The following is a 22,075-nucleotide window of genomic DNA, read 5'->3' as shown; positions in this document are numbered from 1 at the left end:
GCCTACAACGTCGCGGCCCTGCCGCTGGCCGCCGCGGGACTGCTCAACCCCATGATCGCCGGGGCGGCGATGGCGTTCTCCAGCGTCTTCGTCGTCAGCAACAGCCTCAGGCTCCGCCGCTTCCGCTAGTTCGTACGAAGGGCCTCCGGCGACTCGCTCGGAGGCCCTTCCGCGTCGGAATGCGCTGTCGGCGGCAGGCGAACGGTGTAACTCGATCCCAGCCGGAAAGCTGAAGGCAAGAGCGGAAGAGGGAGCGGGTCGTGGACTGGTTGTGGCGCGCGCTGGCGATCGCGGGGTCCATGACCTGGGAGATCTTGTGGGCGCTGATCCTGGGGTTCACCCTGTCGGCGATCGTGCAGGCGGTGGTCCGCCGGGAGGCGATCACCCGGGCGCTCGGGGATGACTCCCCCCGAGCCCTGGCCACGGCCACCGGATTCGGCATGGCCTCCTCGTCGTGCTCCTACGCCTCGGTGGCACTGGCCCGCTCGCTGTTCCGCAAGGGGGCGAGCTTCACGGCGGCCATGGCCTTCGAGATCGCCTCAACCAATCTGGTCGTCGAACTGGGCATCATCCTGGCCCTGCTGATGGGCTGGCAGTTCACCCTGGCCGAGTTCGTCGGCGGCCCCATCATGATCGTCCTGCTGGCGGTGCTGTTCCGCGTCTTCCTGCGCCGGCGCCTGGTCGACGACGCGCTCCGCCAGGCCGAGCGGGGAGTGGCGGGGTCGATGGAGGGGCACGCCGCGATGGACATGTCCGTCACCGGACCGGGCTCGCTGTGGCGGCGGCTGACCTCGGCCAAGGGCCTCACGTCGGTCTCGCACATCTTCGTCATGGAATGGGCGGCCATCTGGCGGGACATCGTCGCCGGTCTCCTGATCAGCGGGGCGCTGGCCGCCTGGGTGCCGATGGACTTCTGGAAGAGCTTCTTCCTGACCGACCACCCGCTGTGGGCCCGCATCTGGGGGCCGCTGGTCGGCCCGATCGTCGCGGTCGTCAGCTTCGTCTGCTCCATCGGCAACGTGCCGCTGGCGGCGGTGCTGTGGAACGGCGGAATCAGCTTCGGCGGGGTGGTCGCGTTCATCTTCGCCGACCTGATCATCCTGCCGATCCTGAACATCTACCGGAAGTACTACGGCGTGAAGATGGCCGCCTTCGTCGCCGGCACCTTCTACACCACGATGGTGCTGGCCGGCTATGCGGTCGAGCTCCTGTTCACACTGCTGGGCCTGGTGCCGGGCCACCGCAACGCCTCCGCGGTCGAGGCCCACATCTCCTGGAACTACACCACCTGGCTCAACATCGCCTTCCTGGTGCCGACCGCGGTGCTGCTGATCCGGTTCTTCGCCACCGGCGGCCTGCCGATGCTGAAAGCGATGGGCGGAGGCCCCGACGACTCCCACCACGGCCACTACGGCGACGACAGTCCGGACGGACCCGCGTGATTCCCTGCTGCGCGCTCTCGTGGGCGACGAGGACCCGCAGGTCCGGGCCGCCGTGGCGTATCTGCCGGCGTGGCTTCCCGAGGAGGCGACCGGCTCTGTCGCCGCGGTCGGTGAGCTACTCGTAACCGAGACGGTCAGCGGCGTCACGGCCGTCGCGATCGTCGTCGCCGGGCTGCTGTCGGTCGGCGAACTGGTTCCGTTGCTCCGGGATCATCTCGGCCGGTCCGATCCGCTGCCGCGATGGGCCGCCGCGGCGGAGTGCCGCGCCTACGCCGGCCTCGGCCCGGAGGGGTGAGTGGGGAAAACACCGTGGCGGCCGGCGCCGGCGGAGAAGCGGGCGGCGCCGGCCACGCCCTCGCGCTCCACGATCGGGACACCCGCCGCCCCCTCGGCGCGCAACGCCTCGGCCAGGGGCAGGTCCAGGGCGGCGTAGGTGGAGGCCCGGTCGGTCAGGACGCATTCGAAGGGGAACGCCGCGATCTGCCCGGCCAGCTCACGGGCCGCCTCGACCGCACGGCCCGGCTCGACGACCCGGTTGGCCAGCCCCATCGCGAGGGCTTCGCCGGCTCCCACCGGACGGCCGGTGAGGATCATGTCCAGGGCGCGGCCCAGGCCGACGATCTGTGGCAGCCGGACCGTGCCGCCGTCGATGAGCGGCACCCCCCAGCGACGGCAGAACACCCCCAGCACCGCGTCGGACTCGACGATCCGCAGGTCGGCCAGCAGCGCCAGCTCAAGGCCGCCCGCGACCGCATACCCGCTGATCGCGGCGATCAGCGGTTTGCCTAGTTGCATCCGGGTCGGCCCCATCGGGCCGCTGCCGCCCCCCTCGGGATCAAGTTCGTTGCGCCGCTCGGGATCCCCGACCGCGGTCAGGTCGGCGCCCGCGCAGAAGGTGCCGCCGCTGCCGGCCAGGATCGCCACCCGCTGGTCCGGGTCGGCCTCGAACTCCTCGAACGCCGCCCGCAGTTCCTCGGCCATGGCCCGGTCGACGGCGTTGCGCCGGTCGGGCCGGTCCATCCAGATCGTGGTGATCGATCCCTCGACCTCCACCCGCACGTCACCCATCACTACTCCTGGCACGTCACGGCCTGCACGGCCCCGCAGTGGAAACGAGACCACGTTAGAACGCGAGGCGGGAGTTCAGGACCAGGGTCGTGCAGCCAGCGGAGCCGGCGATCCTCCTGGTGGACGCCGCCGCCTTCGTGCATGTTGTACGGCCACACGTCGATCTCCTTCGGCCCGGTGTAGTGGTTGTACGCGGCGAACACCGTCGACGGCGGGCAGACATCGTCCATGAGGGCGACCGAGAACAGCGCGGGGACGTCCGCGTGCGCCGCCATGGTCATGCCGTCGAAGTAGCGCAGCGTCGCGAGCGCCCTTCCCGGCCTGGTCGCGGTGCGTGCGCAGGAAGGCCGGCAGTTCGGCGTACGGAGCCCCCTCGGTGACCTCCGCGGTGCGGGAGAAGTGGGAGGACAGGAACGGCACGTCAGCCAGCGCGGCGGAGACTCCGTCGGCGAGGGCGGCGACCCCGGCATCCGCGCGCAGGGACTGGAGGACCTGCGCCGGATGCGCCGCGCTCGACCCGCCTCTCATCGGACTGTGGAAGGACGGCGACGGCGAGGTGCACATCACCCCGACCGTCGAGCACGCCCTTCAGGTCGCCCGGGCGGGGGCCGTCATCGTGGCCGCCGACGGCACCGCCCGTCGACGCCCCGACGGCAGCTCGCTCGCCGACACCGTCGCGGCCGTCCACGAGCGGACCGGACGGCTGGTCATGGCCGACGTATCGACGTACGACGAGGGCGTGGCGGCGGTGTGGGCCGGCGCCGACGTCGTCGGCACGACACTCGCGGGCTACACGCCGTACTCGCGGTCCGGCCCCGGACCGGCCCTCGAACTGGTCGCGGAGCTCGCCAGGCACCTTCCGTCCGGTGCCGGTGATCGCGGAGGGTCGTCTCCACACGCCCGAGCAGGCGTCCGAGGCACACCGGCTGGGTGCCCACGCCGTCGTCGTGGGCACCGCGATCACGCATCCGACGACCATCACCCGCCGGTAATCCGACGCGCTCGCGGAGGTGACGCCGCCGCTCCGCACGACAGTCCCGGCGCAGCCAAAAGGAAGCCGTGAGGTGATGGGCGGGCCTCGTCCCCGAGGATCCCGGCGGGAGATGACTGTGTCCGAGTTGCGGCGCCCTGCTCCGCCTTACCTGCTGCTTCACGGTCAACCTCCCGCTTGACGCTGAGGCGGGAGGCCGCCTGGCTATGGACCCCTCCCGACCGGGCCATCGGGATCGGCCGGGAAGCCTTTACGTGCCCTGCCGGCCCGCCGGGGGATCACGTCCAGCGCACCAAGACCGGGTGTGTCTGCTCCTGCCGTCAGGAGGAGACGTCGGCGCAGATCGCCCAAATCCTGATGCTCAAGGTGTTGGGTGACAGCTCCTCGGTGGCGCGGAACGCGGCGGTCCAGCCCTCACCGTTCGAGGTCGGCGCGCTGAGCACCTGAACCACCTTGCGCGCGTCCACTCCCGCGGGCGCTCCGCCTCCCCCCACCACCTTCTTGCCGCTCGGGCAGACGGCCTCCCCGGAGGCCTGCAGCACACCGCCGCCGGTCGCGGTCCTCGTCTCACTCACCAGCGCGTACCCCGTGATCCTGCCCGCCGGGCCCGTGGCCCCGCGCGCTCCGACCGGTCCCTGTGCTCCGGCCGGTCCCTGCGGACCGGTACGGCCCTGGGGGCCGGCCTGGTTCCAGAACGTCCGCCGCTCGCCGGAGCGGCACTGCTGGGTGGCCTTCACCAGGCGGAGCGTCCCCGAACTCGCAACGCACGCGTGGATGGTGGCGGCTCGTTGCCCCGCGAAGGCGACACCGCCGGCGGCGACCCCGGTTATCGCGACCGCCTCGGCCGCGAGGAAGGCCATCGCTGTCTTTCTTCTCACCCTCATTGTGCTTCCCTCTCGATAAGTGCCCGGCAGACGGTGGAGGCGCCGGTGCGGCGGATGCCTCCGCCACGAGAGCGAGACGCCATCCCCCCGCGGTGCTGATCGGGAGTCACGGCGCGGCTCCCGAAGTCGAACCGGAACGAACCCGACCGCCTGCTCACAGACCCGCGCCGATCGAACGATCGGAGCCGATAGGAACGGCTTCGGATTCCCTCAGGTGGGCGAGAGCGACGGTCGCGAGATCGCCGATCGTACGGCGCTGCAGGAAGACCGCCACCGGCAGGTGGGCGCCGAGGTCGGCCGCGATCCGGTTTCGCAGCTGGACCGCCATGAGGGAGTCGAGGCCCATGCGGTGCGGGCGCTGTGCGGGGTCAACCTTCTCCTGAGGCAGCTGGACGATGGCCGCGACCTGCCTGCACAGGTACGCCGCGACGAGCCGCTGGGCCTCCTCCTCGCCAAGGCCTGCGAGGGCGGCCGACTCAAGCTCCGCCATGGGGACGCCGTTCGCCGCTCCGTCTTCCAGGAGGTGCCGAAGGAGGGACGAGGTGCGCAGAGCGGGGAAGTAGTGGGTCCAGGCGGCGGGGTCGAACGACATGACGGACGCCTGTGCGTGCGGAGAGGAGAGTAACCGGTCGAGGACGGCCAGGCCCTCGGCGGGGGTGAAACCGGCGAAGCCGCGCTCGTTCAGCCGGAGGTCCTTGTCCGCCTTGGCGACCTGTCCGGTCGCCGCCCACTGTCCCCAGTTGACGGCCAGGGCCGGGAGCCCGTTGGCCTGGCGGTGCCAGGCGAGCCCGTCCTGGTAGCCGTTGGCCACGGAGTAGTTCCCCTGGCCCGGCGAGCCGATCACGGAGGCGGCCGACGAGTACATCAGGAAGAAGTCGAGCGGCAGGTGGCGGGTGAGCTCGTGCAGGTTCCACGACCCTTCGACTTTGGGAGGCATCGGCGTGAAGAACCGCGTGCGGTCCAGTTGCGTCAGCGTCCCGTCGTCGAGGACGACGGCGGAGTTGACGACTCCTCGCAGAGGAGGCATGCGCCGGGCGATTTCGTCGAGCAGATTCGCCACCGCCGCCCGTGAGGCGATGTCCGCCGCGGCGACGTGCACGTCCGCGCCGGCGGACCGCATGGCGGCGATCCGGTCCGCCGCGCTCTCCGGAGCGCCGCCCCGGCCCACCAGGACGAGGTGGCGTGCGCCGTTCTGGACGAGCCATTCGGCGGTGAGCAGCCCGACCCCGCCGCAGCCGCCGGCGATCAGGTAGGTTCCGTCCGGCCGTACAGGGACCGGGCACGCAGGGGGAAGCGGCCGTCGGCTGAGCCGGCCGGCGTACCTGCGGCCGTCCCGCAGAGCGATCTCGGTCTCGGTTCCGTCGTTCCCGATCTCGGCCGCGAGCGCGTGCAGTACGCCGGAGTCCGGGTTCTCGGGGAGGTCGATCATCGAGCAGCGGAGTTCGGGGTGCTCGTAGGGGATCACTCGGCCGAGGCCCCACACGGCGGTCTGCGTGGGGTCGACATCCCCGATGCCGTCGGGAGCCTGGGCGGCGGTGGTGACCAGCCAGAGCCGGGGAGCGGCCTGCGGATCGCTTGTCAAGGCCTTGACCAGCGCGAGCACCTCGTAGGACCCCGCCAGGGTCTCCGGCCCGGTCGCCTCGCCGCCGGCGCGCGGGGCGGACAGGCGCACGACGGCTTTGGGGGGCCAGGCTCCGTTCGCGGCCTGTTCCTTGACGAGCATCGTCCAGTCCTCGGTGGAGGCCGGGTCGAGCACGCACCGCTGCGGATCGAGTCTCCGATAGCGGTCGCCGGGCTGGACCAGCAGCGGCTCGCCCCCCGCCGCCGTCAGCGAGGCGCACAGTTCGGCGCCGAGGGGGGAATCGCTTACCACCAGCCAGGGAGCACGCTCGGGCGCGGGATCGGGCAGGGGGTCGAGTTCCGCCCACTCCACCCCGTACAGCAGGCGCGCCGCCTTTCGCTCGGCGATCTCGGGAAGATCTTCGTTCAGTCGTTTGATCTGGAAGCCGTCGACGGAGGCGATCACCCGGCCCTCGTCGTCTTTGATCAGTACGTCGAATTCGACCAGCTCACGTTCTTCCGCGCGCGAGACGCGTACGGCGGTCGCCCACAGACGGGTGCCTGCCCGCAGGCGCCGGTGCACGCGGCACCGGCTTGTGCGCACCGGCAGATAGGTGTGATGCGCACTGTCGGTGTCGCCAAGGAGGGCCATCACGGGCTGGAGGGCCGCGTCGAGCAGCGCCGGATGGAACAGGTGGCGGTCCAGACCGGCGGTTATGCCGTCGTCGATCCGCAGCTCGGCCGCCACGGCCGCCTCCGTCCGACGGAGTGCGACGATCGCCTGGAACGGGCCCGTCTGCTGGATGCCTCGGCGGCGCAGCGCGGCGTAGTGCTCCGCCACGTCGACCGTTCGGGGATAACAGGTGAGGTCGGGACGGCCCACCCGGGGGGCCTCCTCCGGGGAGCTGGTGGAACGCACAAGGGCCGTGGCGACCTGGGACCATTCGGTGGTCTCGCCGGTCGTGTCCGCGAGGTAACACGTCCAGCGGCGGGTGTGGTCGGCTCCGGCCGGGTCGAGTCGGGCCTGAAGGCGCTGAGGGACGTCCGCCGTGAGGAACACGGCGCGCTCGATGCGGAGATCCTCCACGGCGAAGGTCAGGCCGCGGTACGCCTCCTCCCCGGCGGCAAGGGCCAGCTCGTGGAAGGCGGTCCCGGACAGCATCGGCATGTCATGGACTTGATGGTGATTCAGGTAGGGCAGTCGCTCGGTGTCCAGGTCGAAGTCCCACACCAGGGTGTCGGCGGGAGCCAGCGTGAGAGCCGCGCCGGTGATCGGGTGGCCGCCGCCGTCCCGGACGACTCCGGGTCGCCTGACCGGGTCCTTCCAGTACCTCGTGTGCTGCCAAGGGTAGGAGGGGAGGGGCACGTGGTGCCCACGGTGGGGCTGCAGGCGGGAGAAATCGACGGCCCGGCCGTTGACGTACAGCTCGGCCGCGGCCTCGAGGAGAGCGGTACGGCCAGGGGTGTCGCGGGTGAGCGCGGTGACGACCACCCCGTCCCGGCCGACGTGACGCAGGTTCTGCTGGACGGCCCGGGCGAGCAGCGGGTTGGGGCTGAACTCTACGAAGGTGTCGAATCCCGACTCCGCCAGATGCTGGACGGCGTCCGCGAACAGCACCGGTTCCCGAAGGTTGTCCACCCAGTACGCCCCGTTCATGCCTGACCCGTCGACGAATCGGCCGGTGACCGTGGAGATCAGCGGAACGTCGCCCTGCCGGGGGCGCAGGGGGGCGAGCAACTCGAGGAGCGGTTCCCTGAGCGGGTCCATCTGCGGGCTGTGCGAGGCGATGTCCACCTGCACGCGCCGCCCGAAGACGCCTTCGGCGTCGAGGTCGCGGAGGATGGCGTCGATCTCCTCGGGCGCGCCGGCGAGCACGCACGAGGTCGGCCCGTTGTGCACGGCCAGGACCACCCGGCCGCCGCGCTCCGCGATCAGCGCCTCGGCGCGTTCGGCCGTCAGCTCGACCGCCGCCATGGCGCCGCGACCGCTGGTGGCGCGGATCAGCCGGCTTCGGCCGCAGATGATCCGGGCGGCGTCGTCGAGGTCGAGCACGCCGGCAACGTGGGCCGCGGCGACCTCGCCCATGGAGTGCCCGATCACAGCATCCGGCTCGAAACCCCACGACCGCCACAAGCGGGCCAGCGCCACCTGCATCGCGAAGATCGTCGGCTGGGCCACGTCGATCTCGGCGAGGCGGGAGGCCTCCGGATCCGCCCTGAGCTCGGCGGTCAGGGACCAGTCGGCGTAGCGGCGCATCATGTTCTCGCAGTCGGCGATCGCCGCGGCGAAGACCGGCTCCTGGTCGAGCAGGTCGCGGCCCATGCCGACCCACTGCGCGCCCTGTCCCGGGAACACCCACGCCGTACGGCCGGTCCCGCCCAGATCGTCGGCTTCACCGGTGTACACGCCCTCCGCGTGGCCGTTCGCGGTGTACGCGTCCAGCTTGGCCGCGGCCTCGTCGGCCGTGACGGCGACCACGGCGAGCCGCTGGTCGTGATGGCTGCGCCGTATGCCCGCCGCGGGGGCGACCTGGTGCAGCGGGGTCGTCCTCAGCAGGTCGCGGTAGCGTGCCGCCAGCGCGGTGAGGGCGCCGGGGGTGCGGGCCGAGACCGGCAGCAGCATGGGGCGGTCGCCGTCCTCGCGGCTCTCGTCCGGGTGCGCGGTCTGCGGAGGCTCCTCAACGATGATGTGCGCGTTCGTGCCGGTGACGCCGAAGCTGCTGACCCCGGCTCTGCGCGGCTGGTTTTCCCGCGGCCACGGCTGTCCCCGGTCGCACACCCGCACCCCGATCTCGTCCCAGGGAACGGAGGGGTTGGGCGTGCTGAAGTTGAGGCTCGCCGGGAGCCAGCCGTGCTTGACGCACAGCACGGTCTTGATCAGGCCGGTGACGCCGGCCGCGCCCTCGGTGTGCCCCACGTTGGTCTTGACCGAGCCCACCAGGAGCGGGCGATCCGCGGGCCGTCCCTGCCCGAGCACTCCCGCCAGTGCGGCGATCTCCACCGGGTCGCCGACGCTGGTGCCGGTGCCGTGGGCCTCTACGTAGGCGACGCTGGCCGGATCCACCTGGGCGTCGCGGTAGGCCGCCCGCAGCGCCGCCTGCTGTCCGGGGACCTGGGGGGCCATGAAACCATCGGAGTGGCCGTCGTTGCTGGCAGCGGCGCCACGGATCAGGGCGTGGATCCGATCCCCGTCGGCCAGCGCACGGGAGAGCGTCTTGAGCACGACGATGCCGACGCCTTCGCTGCGGACGTAGCCGTCGGCGCGGGCGTCGAACGCCTTGCACTGGCCGTCCAGGGCCATCATCGCGCCCTGGGAGAACCCGATGCCGTGATCAGGGGTGAGGATGGCGTTCACGCCGCCGGCGAAGGCGACATCGCACGAGCCCGCCCGCAGCGACTGGACGGCGAGCTGCACGGCGACCAGGGAGGAGGAGCAGGCAGCATCGAGTGCCACGCTCATCCCGGTGAGGTTCAGGGCGTAGGAGATGCGTCCCGCGTTGCCCCCTCGGGTGCTGCCGGCGACCGTGTGCACGTCGAGCTCTTCGAGCACCCCCGACTGGCGATCCCAGTAGTCGCTGGTGATGACCCCCATGAAAACAGCGCCGGTCAGCTCCTGCATCCGTTCCAGCACGAGGCCGGCGTCCTCGAAGGCTTCCCAGGCCACCTCCATGACGATGCGGTGCTGGGGGTCGGTCGCCGCGGCCTCACGGGGAGAGATGCCGAAGAACTCCGCGTCGAACTCGTCGATGCCGGAGACGAAACCGCCGTACTTAGAGGCGAGCTTTCCCGGCACCCCGGATGCGGGGGCGTAGACCTCCTCGATCGGGAATCGGTCGGGGGGAATCTCGGAGATAGCGTTCTCGCCGCGGCACAGCAGCTCCCACAGCTCCTCGGGCGAGCGGGCGCCGGGTAGCCGGCAGGCCATCCCCACGACGGCGATCGGTTCCAGCGCAGGCCTGATTTGGTGAGTCGAGCTCATGGCGGTGTCCCTTGTCGCTTCTTCCGGGTGGGAGGCCGAGAGCCCCGCGCCGCGTCCCTGACGAGCGGCACGGAGGAGTGGCCGCGGCCGTTTGAGCGGACGCGCATCTCTCGCGGTCCCAGCGCACTGAACGATGACACCCGCCCTTTGCTCCCGACTTGCGAACCTTGCGGCTGACTTGGCGCGGTCCTGCTCCGGGTGGTCTGCGAGCGCGGCCATGCGGCGCGGGCCGCCTCGCGGCACCGGGTGCGTCCTGCCGGACGTTTCAAGTCGTCCGCAACGAGAGGCGGACAGGGTTGACCCGGCAGCGACCAGGCCTCCCTCCGGGAGGCCGGCTCTCGACATGAGGAGTGAGAATTGAGCGTTTCAGCGAAGGCGCGGCTGGCCGGATCGATGCTGCGGATCGCGGGCCACACCCTCCGGGAACGGGTCGCGAGGCCTCGCGTGGCGACCGCCGAGGACATCCCCGGGTCCTACCACGACATCACGGAGGAGTGGCTCACCGCCGTCCTGTGCCGGGAGCATCCGGGTGCCCGCGTCCTCGGATTCGAGCGGGGCGCCGGCAGTGAGGGGACCACGTCCCGCCAGGCGATGACCGTGTCGTACAACGAGGCCGGGCGCGAGGCCGGCCTGCCGGAGGCCGTGTTCGCCAAGTTCACGTCGAAGCTGCTCTCCCGCATGCTGGTGGGTCCCGCGGCGGCGGTCTCCAGCGAGGCGCGCTTCTACCGGCTCGTCCGGCCGGGCCTGTCCATCGAGGCGCCCATCGGCTACTACGCGGCCTACGACGAGCGGTCCTGGCGCTCGATGTTCCTGCTCGAGGACGTGATGACGACCCGCGGCGCCCGGCCGGGAAATCCGGAGATGTACGTGGATCGATCGATGGCCGAGAGCATGATGGTCCAGTTGGCCGCCCTTCACGGCGCATTCTGGGACAGCCCCCGGCTGGCCTCCGAGTTCACCTGGCTGAAGAACTCCGAGGCGTACCAGGTCAACCTGAACGAGTTGGTCGGCTTCCGGGGTGTCGCGGACAACGGCGTGAAGGTGTCGGAAGAGATCATGCCCGAATCCGTCCTGCGGCGCAGGTCGGAGATCTGGCCTTCCTTCATGCGCTCCCTGGCGCTGAACTCGCGGCCGCCCCTGACGCTCCTGCACACCGACGTCCACATCGGCAACTGGTACGCCACGACGCAGAAGAGCATGGGTCTTTACGACTGGCAGTGCCTGACGAAGGGCCAGTGGGCGGGTGACGTGGCGTACGCACTCTCGTCGGCCCTCACGGTGGACGACAGACGAGCGTGGGAGCGCGAACTCATCGAGCTGTATCTCGACGAGCTGAAGGCGGCGGGCGGCGAGCCGCCCGCCTTCGACGAGGCCTGGCTCGCCTACCGCCGGCAGATGTTCCATGGGCTGGCGTTCTGGCTGTTCACCATCGGGGCCACGCGTCTGCAGCCCGAGATGCAGCCGAAGGGGTTCAGCATGATCAACGTCGCCCGGATGTCCCAGGCGGTGGAGGACCTCGAATCCCTCGACAGCATGCGGCGGTCCATCGGATAGGCCCTTCGGCATGGCGACCCCTCGCCGCCGATGCGTTCGCGGCATACGTCCGGCGGAGGAGCGCCGATCACCCGTCCGGCGGACGAATCGGTGGAGTCCCCAACGTACGCTCCCTCGCTGTAAGGGCCGCGAGGCCGAGGGGCCGTCCGCTGGGAGTTTCGGGGTGGAGTTCCGTGTTCTCGGTCCAATGGAGGTCTACGACGCGAACGGCACACCCGTCGACCTGGGCGGGCCGCGCCAGCGGACCGTGCTGGCCCGGTTGCTGGTCGCGGGAGGGCGGGTCGTCTCCGTGGACGCCCTGATCGAGGATGTGTACGGGGACGCGCCTCCGGTGAGCGCGCCGGCGACGGTGCAGTCGTACGTGTCGCATCTGCGGCGGGCGATCGAGCCGGACCGGCCCGCGCGCGGCCGGCCGCGGGTGCTGGTGGGGCGACCGCCGGGGTACGCGCTGGTGGCGGGGAATGTGGACGCGGCCCGTTTCACCGATCTGGTCGAGCGTGCGGAGTTCCTGCCGCCTGCGGAGGCGCTGGCGGCGGTGGAGGAGGCGCTGGGGCTGTGGCGGGGCTCGCCGTATGAGGAGTTCTCCGACGCGCCGTGGGCGCTGACGGAGGTCAGCCGGCTGCGTGAGCTGCGGCTGGTGGCGGTGGAGCGGCGGGCGCAGGCGCTGCTGGATCTGGGCCGGCCGCAGGCGGTGATCGCGGATCTGGAGGCCGAGACGGCGGCCGACCCGTTGCGGGAACGGTTGTGGTATCTGCTCGCGCTGGCTCTGTACCGCACCGGTCGCCGGCACGACGCGCTCGCCCTGCTCCGGCGCGTCAAAGCGCTGCTGGCCGATCGGCTCGGTCTTGACCCTTGCCCGGAGTTGCGGGCACTGGAAGGCGAGATCGTCCTGCGGACCGAGGCGCGGAGTGACGGCGCCTCCGAGGCGCGGGTTTCGCCGCGGGCAGCCGTACCCACCGTCCGGGGACGAGAGGGGGCGTTGGGCGAGCTGGTGGCGTTGGCAGGGTCGGTGGCACGGCGGGGGGTGGGGGTCGCGGCCGTGAGCGGGGAGCCGGGGATCGGTAAGACGTTCCTGCTGGAGGCGTTGGACGCGTGGTGCGCGGATGCGGGGCATGTGGTGGTGTGGGGGCGTTGCCACGACACGCAGGGCACGCCCGCGTTGTGGCCGTGGGTGCAGGTGCTGGGGGCGTTGGAGCAGCGCTGTCCACCGCCGGACCGCTCGGCGCTGGCCGGGCTGCTGGGCGATGAGGTGCCGATGAGGCCGGGTGGTGCGGCGTTGCTGCGGCGCAACCAGGCGATCGCCCAGTGGCTGGTGACCGCGGCGCGGGCGCGGCCGGTGGTGATCGTGCTGGACGATCTGCAGTGGGCGGATCCGGCGTCGCTGGAGTTGCTGCGGGACGTGGCGGTGCTGGTCGGGGGGATGGCCGAGCGGGTGCCGCTGTCGGTGGTAGGGGCGTTTCGTGTCCCGTTGCCGGTGGACAGTGGCGTACCGGTTGATGAGCTGCTGGTCCGTCTGGCCGGTTATGACCTGGTGCGGATCCGTCTCCAAGGACTGGGGGTGGAGGCGGTCGGGCAGATCGCCGAGGAGATGGGCGTGGGCATGGACGATGAGGTTGTCGCACGCCTGACGGACCGTACCGGTGGCAACCCGTTCTTCGTACGGGAGAGTGTGCGGCTGCTGGCTCAGGGGCGGCCGTTGGAGACGGTCCCGGACGCGGTGGCCGAACTGGTCCGCCAGCGCCTGGCCGCCCTCGGCCCGCAGGCCGTCGAGGTGCTGAGGATCGCCGCCGTCGTCGGCCGGGACTTCGACCCCGGGCTCGTCTGCCAGGTGGGAGGCGCTCCGCTTCATCCGCTGGACCAGGCGACGAGGGCGGGTCTTCTCACCCTCTGTGGCGGCCGCCTCGTCTTCACCCATGACGTGGTCCGCGAATGCCTTCTCCGGGACATCCCGCCTCTGCGCAAGGCGGTGCTGCACCGGGATGTCATGACTGCTCTTTCCTCGCGGCCCGGAGCCGATGTGGCGGTCATCGCCCATCATGCGGTGGAGGCCGGTCCCGCGGCCTACGAGGAGGCGGTCCGCTGGGCCGGTGCGGCAGCCGAGCAGGCCACCCTGCGCCTGGCCTACGAGGAGGCCGCCACCTGGTGGGGCCGCGCCGTCAAAGCCCACGACGCCGCCGCCGGCGACCCCGGCACCCACGTCGAACTGCTGCTGCGGCAGGTTCACGCGTTGCTGGAGGCCGGCGACCCGATGGCCGCCCGGCAGGTGAGGGCCGACGCCGTCCGCGCCGCCGACCGCGTCCCCGAACGCCCCGACCTGGCCGTCCAAGCGCTGACCGCACTGGACGCCCCCACCCTGTGGACCACCCGCGACCCCCGCGAAACCATCGAACTTCGGCTGGTCCACCGATTCCAGACGGCACTGGACTGCCTACCTGAGAGTGACAGTCCCGAGCGTGCCCGGTTGCTGGCCGGGCTGGCCCAGGAACTGGACGACGGCAGCGGTGACGAGCGCTGCGACGCCCTGTCCGCACAAGCCGTGGACATGGCCCGCCGCCTGGGCGACCCGCACCTGCTCATGCGGATGCTGAACGCGCGCCACCTGGCGCTGCCCCAGCCGCCGCACCTGGCCGAGTCGACCCGCATCGCCGACGAACTGCATGAGTTGGCCCTCGGCGTCCAGGCGCCGGGATTCGAACTGCTCGCGCAGATGATGCACACCCACAACCGGCTGGAGTCGTTCGACCTGGCCGGCGCCGACCGGGCCGCCGCCCGCTGTGCGGCGCTGCTGGAACGCCTGCCCCTGCCCTGGCCACGCTGCCAGCACACCCTCTGGCAGGCCGGCCGCCTCGCCCTCGACGGCCGATTCGACGAGGCCAGGGCGGCGTACGACGAGGCCGAGCGACAGGCTGACCGCCTGGGCTGGGAGCACGCGGCAGAAATAGTGGCCACCGGGCGGTTGACGCTGGCGTACTGCGAGGGCCGCATGGGAGAGGCCGGCCCGCTCATCGGCGAGATCACGTGCGTCAACCCGTCACTCGCTCACGCCGGCCGAGTCCTGCACCTGTCCGCACTCGGACGTCGCATGGAAGCACGCGTGGCGGCGGCCGACGGGTGGCGGGCACCGGTGCGCGACTGGTCCTGGCTGAGCACGACCTGCCTGCAGGCCGCCGCGCAGGCCGCTGCAGGCGACGTCTCCGCCTGCCACGTGAGCTATTCCGCGCTGCTGCCGTACGGAGGGCGGATCGTCACGGGGCTCGGAATGACCACGGCGGGACCCGTCGACTGGTACCTCGCTCTGCTCGCCTCCGCGACAGGCGACCAGGCTGGCGCCATCGAGCATCTGTCCGCCCTGGAACAGTTGGCCGAGCAGACCGGGCTCCCCTCGTGGCGGGACCGGGCCAGAGCCGCGAGAAGAACCTTGCAACGACCGCCGAGGATCTCGCATTCGCTCGGCAGGTTCTACACGTTGCATTCGCTGGCATACAGATGACCCCTGTAATGCCGTTCGTGATACTGCAGAGCCGGGCTCGCGACCATCTTCGTGGCTGGATGGTCGAATCACGGCTTCACGCAGGAGCAGACATCAGGCTGTAGTCCCGTGGGCTTCTGAGTTGGTGCCTCCCCGCCCCGGTGACTCGCACGTTCCTGCAAACGCCTTCCAGCGCGCCGCAAGCGACTCCTGCGCCGCAGGCGGGACTCTCGGGCCAAGGCCCTGAGGGCGGGCAGCGCAGGCAGACGGTTTCGTGCCCACAACCTCCTTACCAGGCGTCCACCCCTCACTCACATCGCGATCACCAAGTGGCGGCGCCCTGCAAGTCGGTTCACGCGAGTCGCAAGCGCAGCTGTTGCAATCGGCTACCGGGATTCGTCTGTCCTGCACCCCTGCCCGGGACCGCGACTCCCCTACCAGGCCCACTGGAAGTCACTGGCGGCGCCCCGAAGGCGCGGCCCTAGTTGCGGAGGGATCCTTGATCCTGTTACCCAGACGCGATTCCGCTCGGCGGATCGCGACCCCTCTGATCGCCGTGGTGGTCGGCTTGACCATCGCGGTGGTCGGCTCCCTAGCCATACCCCTACCCGCGCTGGCCGCGTCCGCCTCGGTGCTGTCTCGGGACGTGAAGGTGGCGGCCGCGGAGCCCGCAGTCAAGATCATCGATCTCGGTCCCGTCGATGACGACGACGATGCCATTTCCGAAGGTGACGTTACCGCCATCAACAACAAAGGCGAGGTCGTTGGATTCAGAAGCGGTGGCACTGCGGGGATTGACGAAGAGCATGCCGTGCTGTTTTCCGGTGGAACCGTCACGGATATTCACGCGCTCGTCGGCGCGGGGAGCGACAACTCAAGCGTTGCTCAGGATATCAATGACGACGGCACGGTGGTCGTCACTACTGACAACACGAGCACGGATGACGACGCGCCCGCGGGTATGACCTACCTCGTCAAAAACGGCACAGTAAGCCCCATAGGCAAATTGGCAGGGGCCTACGGGATCAACGACCGCGGTCAAGTTGTGGGCAGTGCCTTCGTGCGTGATGCGGACGGTTCCAAGTTGAGTCTGCGATCCTTCAAAAATCAGTATTTGGAGGCTAGGGCCATAAACAATTCCGGTCAGGTCGTCGGTTTCGCTGACATGGACTCTGATCCGCCCTGGGATTTTCAGGCCTATCGGACCGAGCCCGGCGAGCCCCTCGACCCGAGGCGGGATATTCTGACGGTCCCCATTGCGGACGGATTCTTCGCCACAATAGCCACCGCAATCAATGAGCAGGGCTGGGTCGCAGGCTATGTGGACCGGCGCAGCACGCCCGAGGTGGCTCTCCCCGTCATCTGGGATGATTACGGCAAACCCATTATGCAGACCATCCCTTCCCGCGGCGGCAGGGTGAAAGGGATCAACAAGGCTGGCATCGCCGTGGGAGAGCTGATCGACAGCTGGGGACGTGAGCGTGCCGCTCTGTATCAAGGTGGCGAGGGAATCGATCTGAATACCCTGCTGCCACCGGGCTCGGGCTGGACCTTGCGCAGTGCCAAGGACATCAACGATCTCAACGAGATCGCGGGCGTCGGCCGGCTCGGTGGTTCCAACGTCAACCATGCCTTCCTGCTCGATCTGGGAACCCAGCCCGTCATCAATTCGGTCACTCTTGAGACCAAGAGGTACCCCTCCACGGAGTGGACTTCCGCGGCGGACGGGGGCAGCACGGTCGAAGGCAACAAGGTCCGCGTCACCGTCCAGGTCACCAACCCCAGCAACTTCCCCGTGTCTGCAGACCTTCGGCTGGTCGACGAGGTGACCGGTCGCAGCATCGTCAGTGGAGCGCAAATACTTGATTTGCATCCACATCAGACTTTCACCGCGTATGAGATTTGGGACACCACGGGCTGGGCCTGGGAGAAGGGCGCCAAACCGCAGTCGGACCGTAAGGTGGCCGCGAAGCTCTACTACGGTGACAGGGTCGTGGACAGCAAGTCCCAGCCCGTCGTCGTTGTGCCGAAGCCTGTGGTGGCGGTGCATGGGTTCCGCAGCGACGCGGAGGACACCTGGGGCGAGTTCGACGAGATGATGCAGGAGCTGGGTCATCCGCAGGGCCACGTGTGGGCGGTCGGCGACGGCCAGGTTGAGGGCCGGATGGACACCGGCGAGAAGTGGAACCCGCTGCACGAGACCTACCGCATGTGGGAGAACGTCGATGAGCTGGCGACCTACATTGAAGATGTGCGCAAGAAGACGGGCGCCTTTTATGTCAATGTGGTGGCCCATTCGATGGGTGGTCTGATTACTCGGCAGTACATCCAGACGAAGATGCCGATGACGCCGGACAACAAGCCGGTGGTGACCCGCCTGATCGGGATGGGCGTGCCGAACGCGGGCAGCCCGTGTGCGGACATGCTGGTGGAAAAGTCGATCTCGGACGAGCTTTCTCCCTGGTATCCGGCGGTCATCGATAACACCACCGAGCGGATGAACGGCGACGAGGAGCACACAGGGTTCAACGCCTGGATCACGAACCTGAAGGGTGTGCTGGCCTCCAACCTCGTCGGCGACCTGCTGCCGGTTCCCTGCACCACGGCAAAGGACCCGTTACCGTCAGTAGGCGATACTGTCGTTCCCACGTGGAGCGCGCTGCACCTCCTTCCCGGATGGGGCGATCATCACATCACCTATACGCCTCACTCGTTCATGACGTTCTCTGAGGCGGATTTCACGGAGTACGTCCTGCCGCGGCTGGCGACGCTGAAGGTCCTCGACACCGGACTCCCCGGCCCCACCTTGACGAGCAAGCAGTCGACCGCGGCGCCGGGCAAGAAGGTCACGGCGCCGGCCGGCGCTGCCGCCACGACCGCCACGACCGGTGACGGTGCGGGGCAGGACGGCTCGCTGTCGATGTTCGACGGGCCGACGGTGACGGTGGAGGCGGGACAGACGGCGAGTGTGCCGTTGCAGGTGCCGCAGGGGCTGGCGTTCGGTGTCACCGGTGTGCTGCCCGAGACGGTGGGGTTGTCGCTGCGGGATCCGTCGGGGAAGGTGGCGACGTCGTATGCGGCGGGCAGTGAGGCGGCCAAGCAGCTGTTCCAGGGGTTGAGTGTCACCAATCCGCAGGCGGGCGGGTGGACGCTGGAGGTGACCAACACGGCCGCGCAGGCGGTGAAGGCCGATCTGACCGCGTGGGTGACCGGCAACCCGGTGAAGGTGGTGGCCAAGGCGCAGGCGGCGGAGGACGGCCGGGTGACGGTGACGGCTGCGGTGACCGATGATGGGCAGCCGGTGACCGGGGTGCCGGTGACGGCCCGGATGGTCGGTGCCGAGCACAATCCGGCCCATATCGCCCTGACATTGAACGATGACGGCAACAGCGGGGACGGCACCGCCGGCGACGGTGTCTACGGCGCGCGCACCGACGTTTTGCCCGATGACCAGTACTACGTCGTGGCCAAGGCGGACACGGCCAAGGGGCTGCGGACGGACCGCGAGGTCGTGGAGGTGGCCAAGCCGGATCTGCGGGAGTTCGCGCTGGAGTTGTCGGCCGGCAAGGGTGGTTCGGTGTCGGCGTCGCCGGCGCAGGACACCTACCGGGTGGGGACGAAGGTGAAGGTGACCGCGACGGCTGATGCGGGGCGTGTCCCGATCGGTTGGGTGGTCGATGGTCAGGAGCGGGGTCCGGGTGCGCTGACGCTGACCATGGACCAGGCGCACACGGTGGAGGCGCGGTTCGGTACTTACACGGTGACTGAGCTGGGCGCGTTGCCCGGTGGGGATGCGTCACATACCAGTGCGGGCGGTCTGAACGATAGTGGTCAGGTCGCGGCCACGGCGACCGGCAAGGACGGCAGGAGCCGTGCGGTGCGCTGGCAGGATGGTGTGCTCACCGATCTGGGCGGCTTGGCGTGCACCGATGCTCCTGATGCCGGCAAGTGTGAGGCGGGCGCCACCGATATCAACGAGGCCGGTCAGGTGTCCGGTTGGGCCACCACGTCAGTGAACGGCCGCAATGACCGGCACGCTGTGGTTTATGGGGGTGATGGTTCGGTCACCGATCTGCAGCCGCAGGGCACGACGACGGGCATGGCGTTGGGTCTGAACGACAACGGTCAGGTGTTCGGCCAGAATGGTGCCCAGTTGGCGGTGTGGGAGCGGGGGCAGGCGGGGGGCCTGCCGGCTTCGCCGGAGTTTTTCACGCATTCGCCCTCCGCTCGTGGTCAAACCTCGCATATCAACGCAGGGGGTGCGGTGGCCGGTGCGACGGTGACGCACTATGCCGGCACTGAGCCCATCAGCTGGAGTCCCGCCGTTTACCGGCATGGGGTGATCACTCCGTTCTCCCACCCCGGTTGTGTGAACGGCGTCGCGCATGACATCAGCAACGCGGGAGTGGCGGCGGGTGAGATGTCCTGCGGCGATGGACAGGGGCAGCATGCCTTCACCTGGAAGGACGGTGAGTGGACGGATCTGGGCGCGGGCAAGGCTACGGCGCTCAATGGCTACGGTGTCGTGGCCGGTCAGGCGCCGGGGCCGAAGGGAGACGGCGACTGGGTGCCGGCGTTGTGGGTGGACGGCAAGCAGTACAAGCTGGCGGACGTTTTGCCCCGGCCGTTGTGTCCCACGCGCGCCCAGGACACCACCGAGCCGTGCATCCGCCTGATTTCGCTGTCTGACGTCAACTCCTCGGGGCAGATCCTGGCCCAAGGTGTCGTCCGTGATCGGTCACAGACGGTTAACGGCTTCCCCGACTCGATGCGGTCGTTCCTGTTGACCCCCACCACCGCCAAGGCGGATCTTGAGGTGTCGGCGTCGGTGTCGGCGGCCGAGCCGGGTCCGACCTCGTCGGTGACCTGGACGGCCACGGTGGTCAACAAGGGCGCCGACGCCGCGACCGATGTCCGGTTGGATGTGCTGGTTCCGGATGCCCTGGCCGGTACGGCGGCGTGTGAGACCTTCCGGGGTATCTGCGCGCCGATCAAGGGCGGGTTCCGCAACACGGTCAAGGTGTTGCAGCCGGGCTGGAGTGCGAAGGTCGAGATCAGCGCGACGATCCCGGCGGATATGGCTGATGGCACCGAGCTGAAGGTTCAGGCTGAGGGCTACAGTCTGGCGGTGGCCGATCCCCAGCCGGACAACGACGCCGCGGTGGCCACGGCGACGGTGCGGCCGTTGCTGAGCACCCCCGGGGTGGTCTGGTGGGATCCGGTGAAGGTGGGGACGAGCAGCGACCCGGTCACGGTGACGCTGACCAACCGGCTCAACAGCCCGATCCCGTTGAAGGGGATCGACGTGGAGGGGCCGTTCGCGCAGTCCAACTCCTGCCCGGTGGAACTGCCGGTCGGGGACAAGTGCGTGGTGACGCTGACGTTCGCCCCGACGGCGGAGGGGGCGGCCAGTGGGAAGCTGGCCTTCACCACCGCTGACGGCGCTGCGCCGGCCTACACCGTCACCTTGGCGGGGACCGGCGCGGCGAACGTGAACGCCAAGCCGGTGGTCCAGGTTCCGGCCACGCCGTTGCGAGGCACGGTGGGTAAGCCGTTCACGCTGAGCGTGGACTTCACCGACGCCGACACCTCCGATCAGCACAGCGCGCAGGTGGCCTGGGGCGATGGTCCCCCGGTGACCGCGACGGTGGACCAGAAGCCGGGTGGCGGCACGGTGACGGCGACCAAGACCTTCACCGGTCCGATCTCGGGCATGGCGGTGGTGATGGTCAGCGACGGTAAGGAGACCACCTGGCAGGGGATCCCGTACGTCATCGAGGACGCGGCCCCCAACACCGCGCCGGTGGTGACGGCCGGACCGGACGTCGAGGTGACGGTGGGGGAGAAGCTGCAGCGCGGCGTGGTCTTCACCGACGCGGACTCGACCTCGTGGACTGCGACGGTCGATTATGGGGACGGGTCCGGCGCGCAGCCGGTCACCCCGTCGGCGGACAAGCGGATCGGCCTGGAGCATCAGTGGGTCAGCGCCGGGACCTACACGGTGACGGTGAAGGTGAAGGACGACGGTGGCCTGGAGGCCACCGGTAAGTTCGCGGTGACGGTGAAGACTGCAGAGACGCCGAACCAGGCGCCGAAGGTGACGCTGCTGGGCTATGACACTCCGACCGAGGCGGGCAGCGAGTGGGTGGGCAGGGGATCGTTCACCGATCCCGACTCCTCCTCTTGGACCTACACCGCCGACTATGGGGATGGGGCCGGGCCGCAGCCGCTCACGCTGACCGCCGGTCAGCTGAAGCTCTCGCACGTCTACGACACGGCCGGTGACTACACGGTGGTGCTGACCGTGACCGATGACAAGGGCGGCACGGGCAGCGCGCAGCTGGTGGCTCATGTGACCAACCCCGCGCCGGAGGCGACGCTGAAGGCGGCGCCTGCGACGGTGGCGGTGGGTGAGCAGGTCATGCTGGCTGGGTCGTTCACCGACAAGGCCACGGGTGACACCCACACCGCGACCTGGGCCATCGGCGGCAAGCAGGTGACCGGTGCGGTGGCCGAGCGCAACGGCAAGGGCACCCTCACCCTGCCGTACACGTTCACCAAGCCGGGCCTGTACACGGTTGCGGTGACGGTTGCCGACAACCACGGCGCCCGCACCACCGCCGACACCGCGGCCGGTAAGAAGGTGCAGGTGCTGGTGTTCGACCAGGACGCGTCGCTGACCGGGGCCGGCAAACTGACCGTCCCCGCCGGAGCGTGCAAGGTGAACGCCGAGTGCGCCAAGCAGGACGGCACCGTGTCGTTCACCGTCAGCGCCCACTACCCCGGCAAGGGCAAGGGCAGGACGCCCACCGGGAAGGTGAGCTACACCGCGCCCGGGTTCGAACTGCGGGATGGCTCCCTCTCGGTGCTGTCGGCGGCGGACGGTACGGCGATCGCGCGTGGTACCGGGCAGGTGAAGGGGGCCGGGAAGGTGAGTTTCGAGATCACCGCGACCGACACCGGCGCCGGCAAGACCGACCGGTTCCACCTGGTGGTCTGGGATGCCAAGGGCACGCTGGTCTATGACAACCAGCCCGCCGGCGCCCCCGCACCGGTCAGCGGCGTGTTGCGCGTCGCCGGCTGACCCTGAAATTCACGTGACCCCGCGCGCTGCTGCCACCAGCAGCG

General features: G+C 69.8%; 10 protein-coding genes and 2 pseudogenes. 7 read left to right on the top strand and 5 right to left on the bottom strand.

From position 1 onward, the window contains the following. Positions 1-260: 260 nt before the first annotated feature. Both IL992_RS23530 and IL992_RS23525 read left to right on the top strand, forming a co-directional pair. Positions 261-1,442, top strand: a complete 1,182-nt coding sequence (locus IL992_RS23530; RefSeq protein WP_319018769.1) for a permease — start codon at positions 261-263, stop codon at positions 1,440-1,442. Between the two features lie 19 nt (positions 1,443-1,461). Beyond that, entirely contained in the window at positions 1,462-1,737 is a 276-nt protein-coding gene (locus IL992_RS23525; protein WP_193205517.1) for a hypothetical protein, read from the top strand. Here the strand turns inward: IL992_RS23525 and IL992_RS23520 are convergent. The 3 genes and pseudogenes from IL992_RS23520 to IL992_RS48985 all read right to left on the bottom strand — a co-directional run. Continuing rightward, the gene (locus IL992_RS23520; RefSeq protein ID WP_193205516.1) at positions 1,710-2,510 is read right to left on the bottom strand and encodes a crotonase/enoyl-CoA hydratase family protein; all 801 of its coding nucleotides are present in this window, start codon (positions 2,508-2,510) and stop codon (positions 1,710-1,712) included. The two genes, IL992_RS23525 and IL992_RS23520, sit on opposite strands and share 28 nt — an antisense overlap. A 2-nt stretch (positions 2,511-2,512) precedes the next feature. Then, a complete protein-coding gene (locus tag IL992_RS47760; protein ID WP_264295067.1) occupies positions 2,513-2,791 on the bottom strand; it encodes an acetylxylan esterase in 279 nt (92 codons plus the stop codon). 100 nt (positions 2,792-2,891) lie between these two features. Further along, a pseudogene (locus tag IL992_RS48985) lies at positions 2,892-3,038 on the bottom strand (hypothetical protein); the annotation flags it as partial. A 28-nt stretch (positions 3,039-3,066) separates the two neighbouring features. Here IL992_RS48985 and IL992_RS48980 point away from each other — a divergent pair. Continuing rightward, positions 3,067-3,300 (top strand): annotated as a pseudogene (locus IL992_RS48980) (N-acetylmannosamine-6-phosphate 2-epimerase); the annotation flags it as partial. A gap of 76 nt (positions 3,301-3,376) precedes the next feature. Continuing rightward, positions 3,377-3,502 (top strand): hypothetical protein, encoded by a 126-nt coding sequence (locus tag IL992_RS48480; RefSeq protein ID WP_319018770.1) that lies wholly within the window; start codon positions 3,377-3,379, stop codon positions 3,500-3,502. 319 nt (positions 3,503-3,821) lie between these two features. On the opposite strand, the gene IL992_RS23505 is transcribed toward IL992_RS48480, so the two are convergent. Together IL992_RS23505 and IL992_RS23500 are read right to left on the bottom strand one after the other, a co-directional pair. Continuing rightward, positions 3,822-4,379: a collagen-like protein gene (locus IL992_RS23505; protein WP_193205554.1), complete on the bottom strand. Its 558-nt coding sequence runs from the start codon at positions 4,377-4,379 to the stop codon at positions 3,822-3,824. Between the two features lie 160 nt (positions 4,380-4,539). After that, a complete protein-coding gene (locus IL992_RS23500; RefSeq protein WP_193205515.1) occupies positions 4,540-9,924 on the bottom strand; it encodes a type I polyketide synthase in 5,385 nt (1,794 codons plus the stop codon). Between the two features lie 357 nt (positions 9,925-10,281). Here IL992_RS23500 and IL992_RS23495 point away from each other — a divergent pair, with 357 nt between their 5' ends. From IL992_RS23495 to IL992_RS23485, 3 genes are all read left to right on the top strand, one after another. Then, positions 10,282-11,478 (top strand): phosphotransferase, encoded by a 1,197-nt coding sequence (locus tag IL992_RS23495; protein ID WP_193205514.1) that lies wholly within the window; start codon positions 10,282-10,284, stop codon positions 11,476-11,478. A 187-nt stretch (positions 11,479-11,665) separates the two neighbouring features. Then, positions 11,666-14,968 (top strand): BTAD domain-containing putative transcriptional regulator, encoded by a 3,303-nt coding sequence (locus tag IL992_RS23490; protein WP_193205513.1) that lies wholly within the window; start codon positions 11,666-11,668, stop codon positions 14,966-14,968. 478 nt (positions 14,969-15,446) lie between these two features. After that, positions 15,447-22,031 carry a PKD domain-containing protein gene (locus tag IL992_RS23485; protein ID WP_193205512.1) on the top strand — a complete coding sequence of 2,195 codons (6,585 nt, stop codon included), beginning with the start codon at positions 15,447-15,449 and terminating at the stop codon, positions 22,029-22,031. Positions 22,032-22,075 lie beyond the last annotated feature (44 nt).

This window comes from Microbispora sitophila (assembly GCF_014892245.1).
Lineage (GTDB): Bacteria > Actinomycetota > Actinomycetes > Streptosporangiales > Streptosporangiaceae > Microbispora > Microbispora siamensis.
This window is presented reverse-complemented; position numbering and strand designations above follow the sequence as displayed.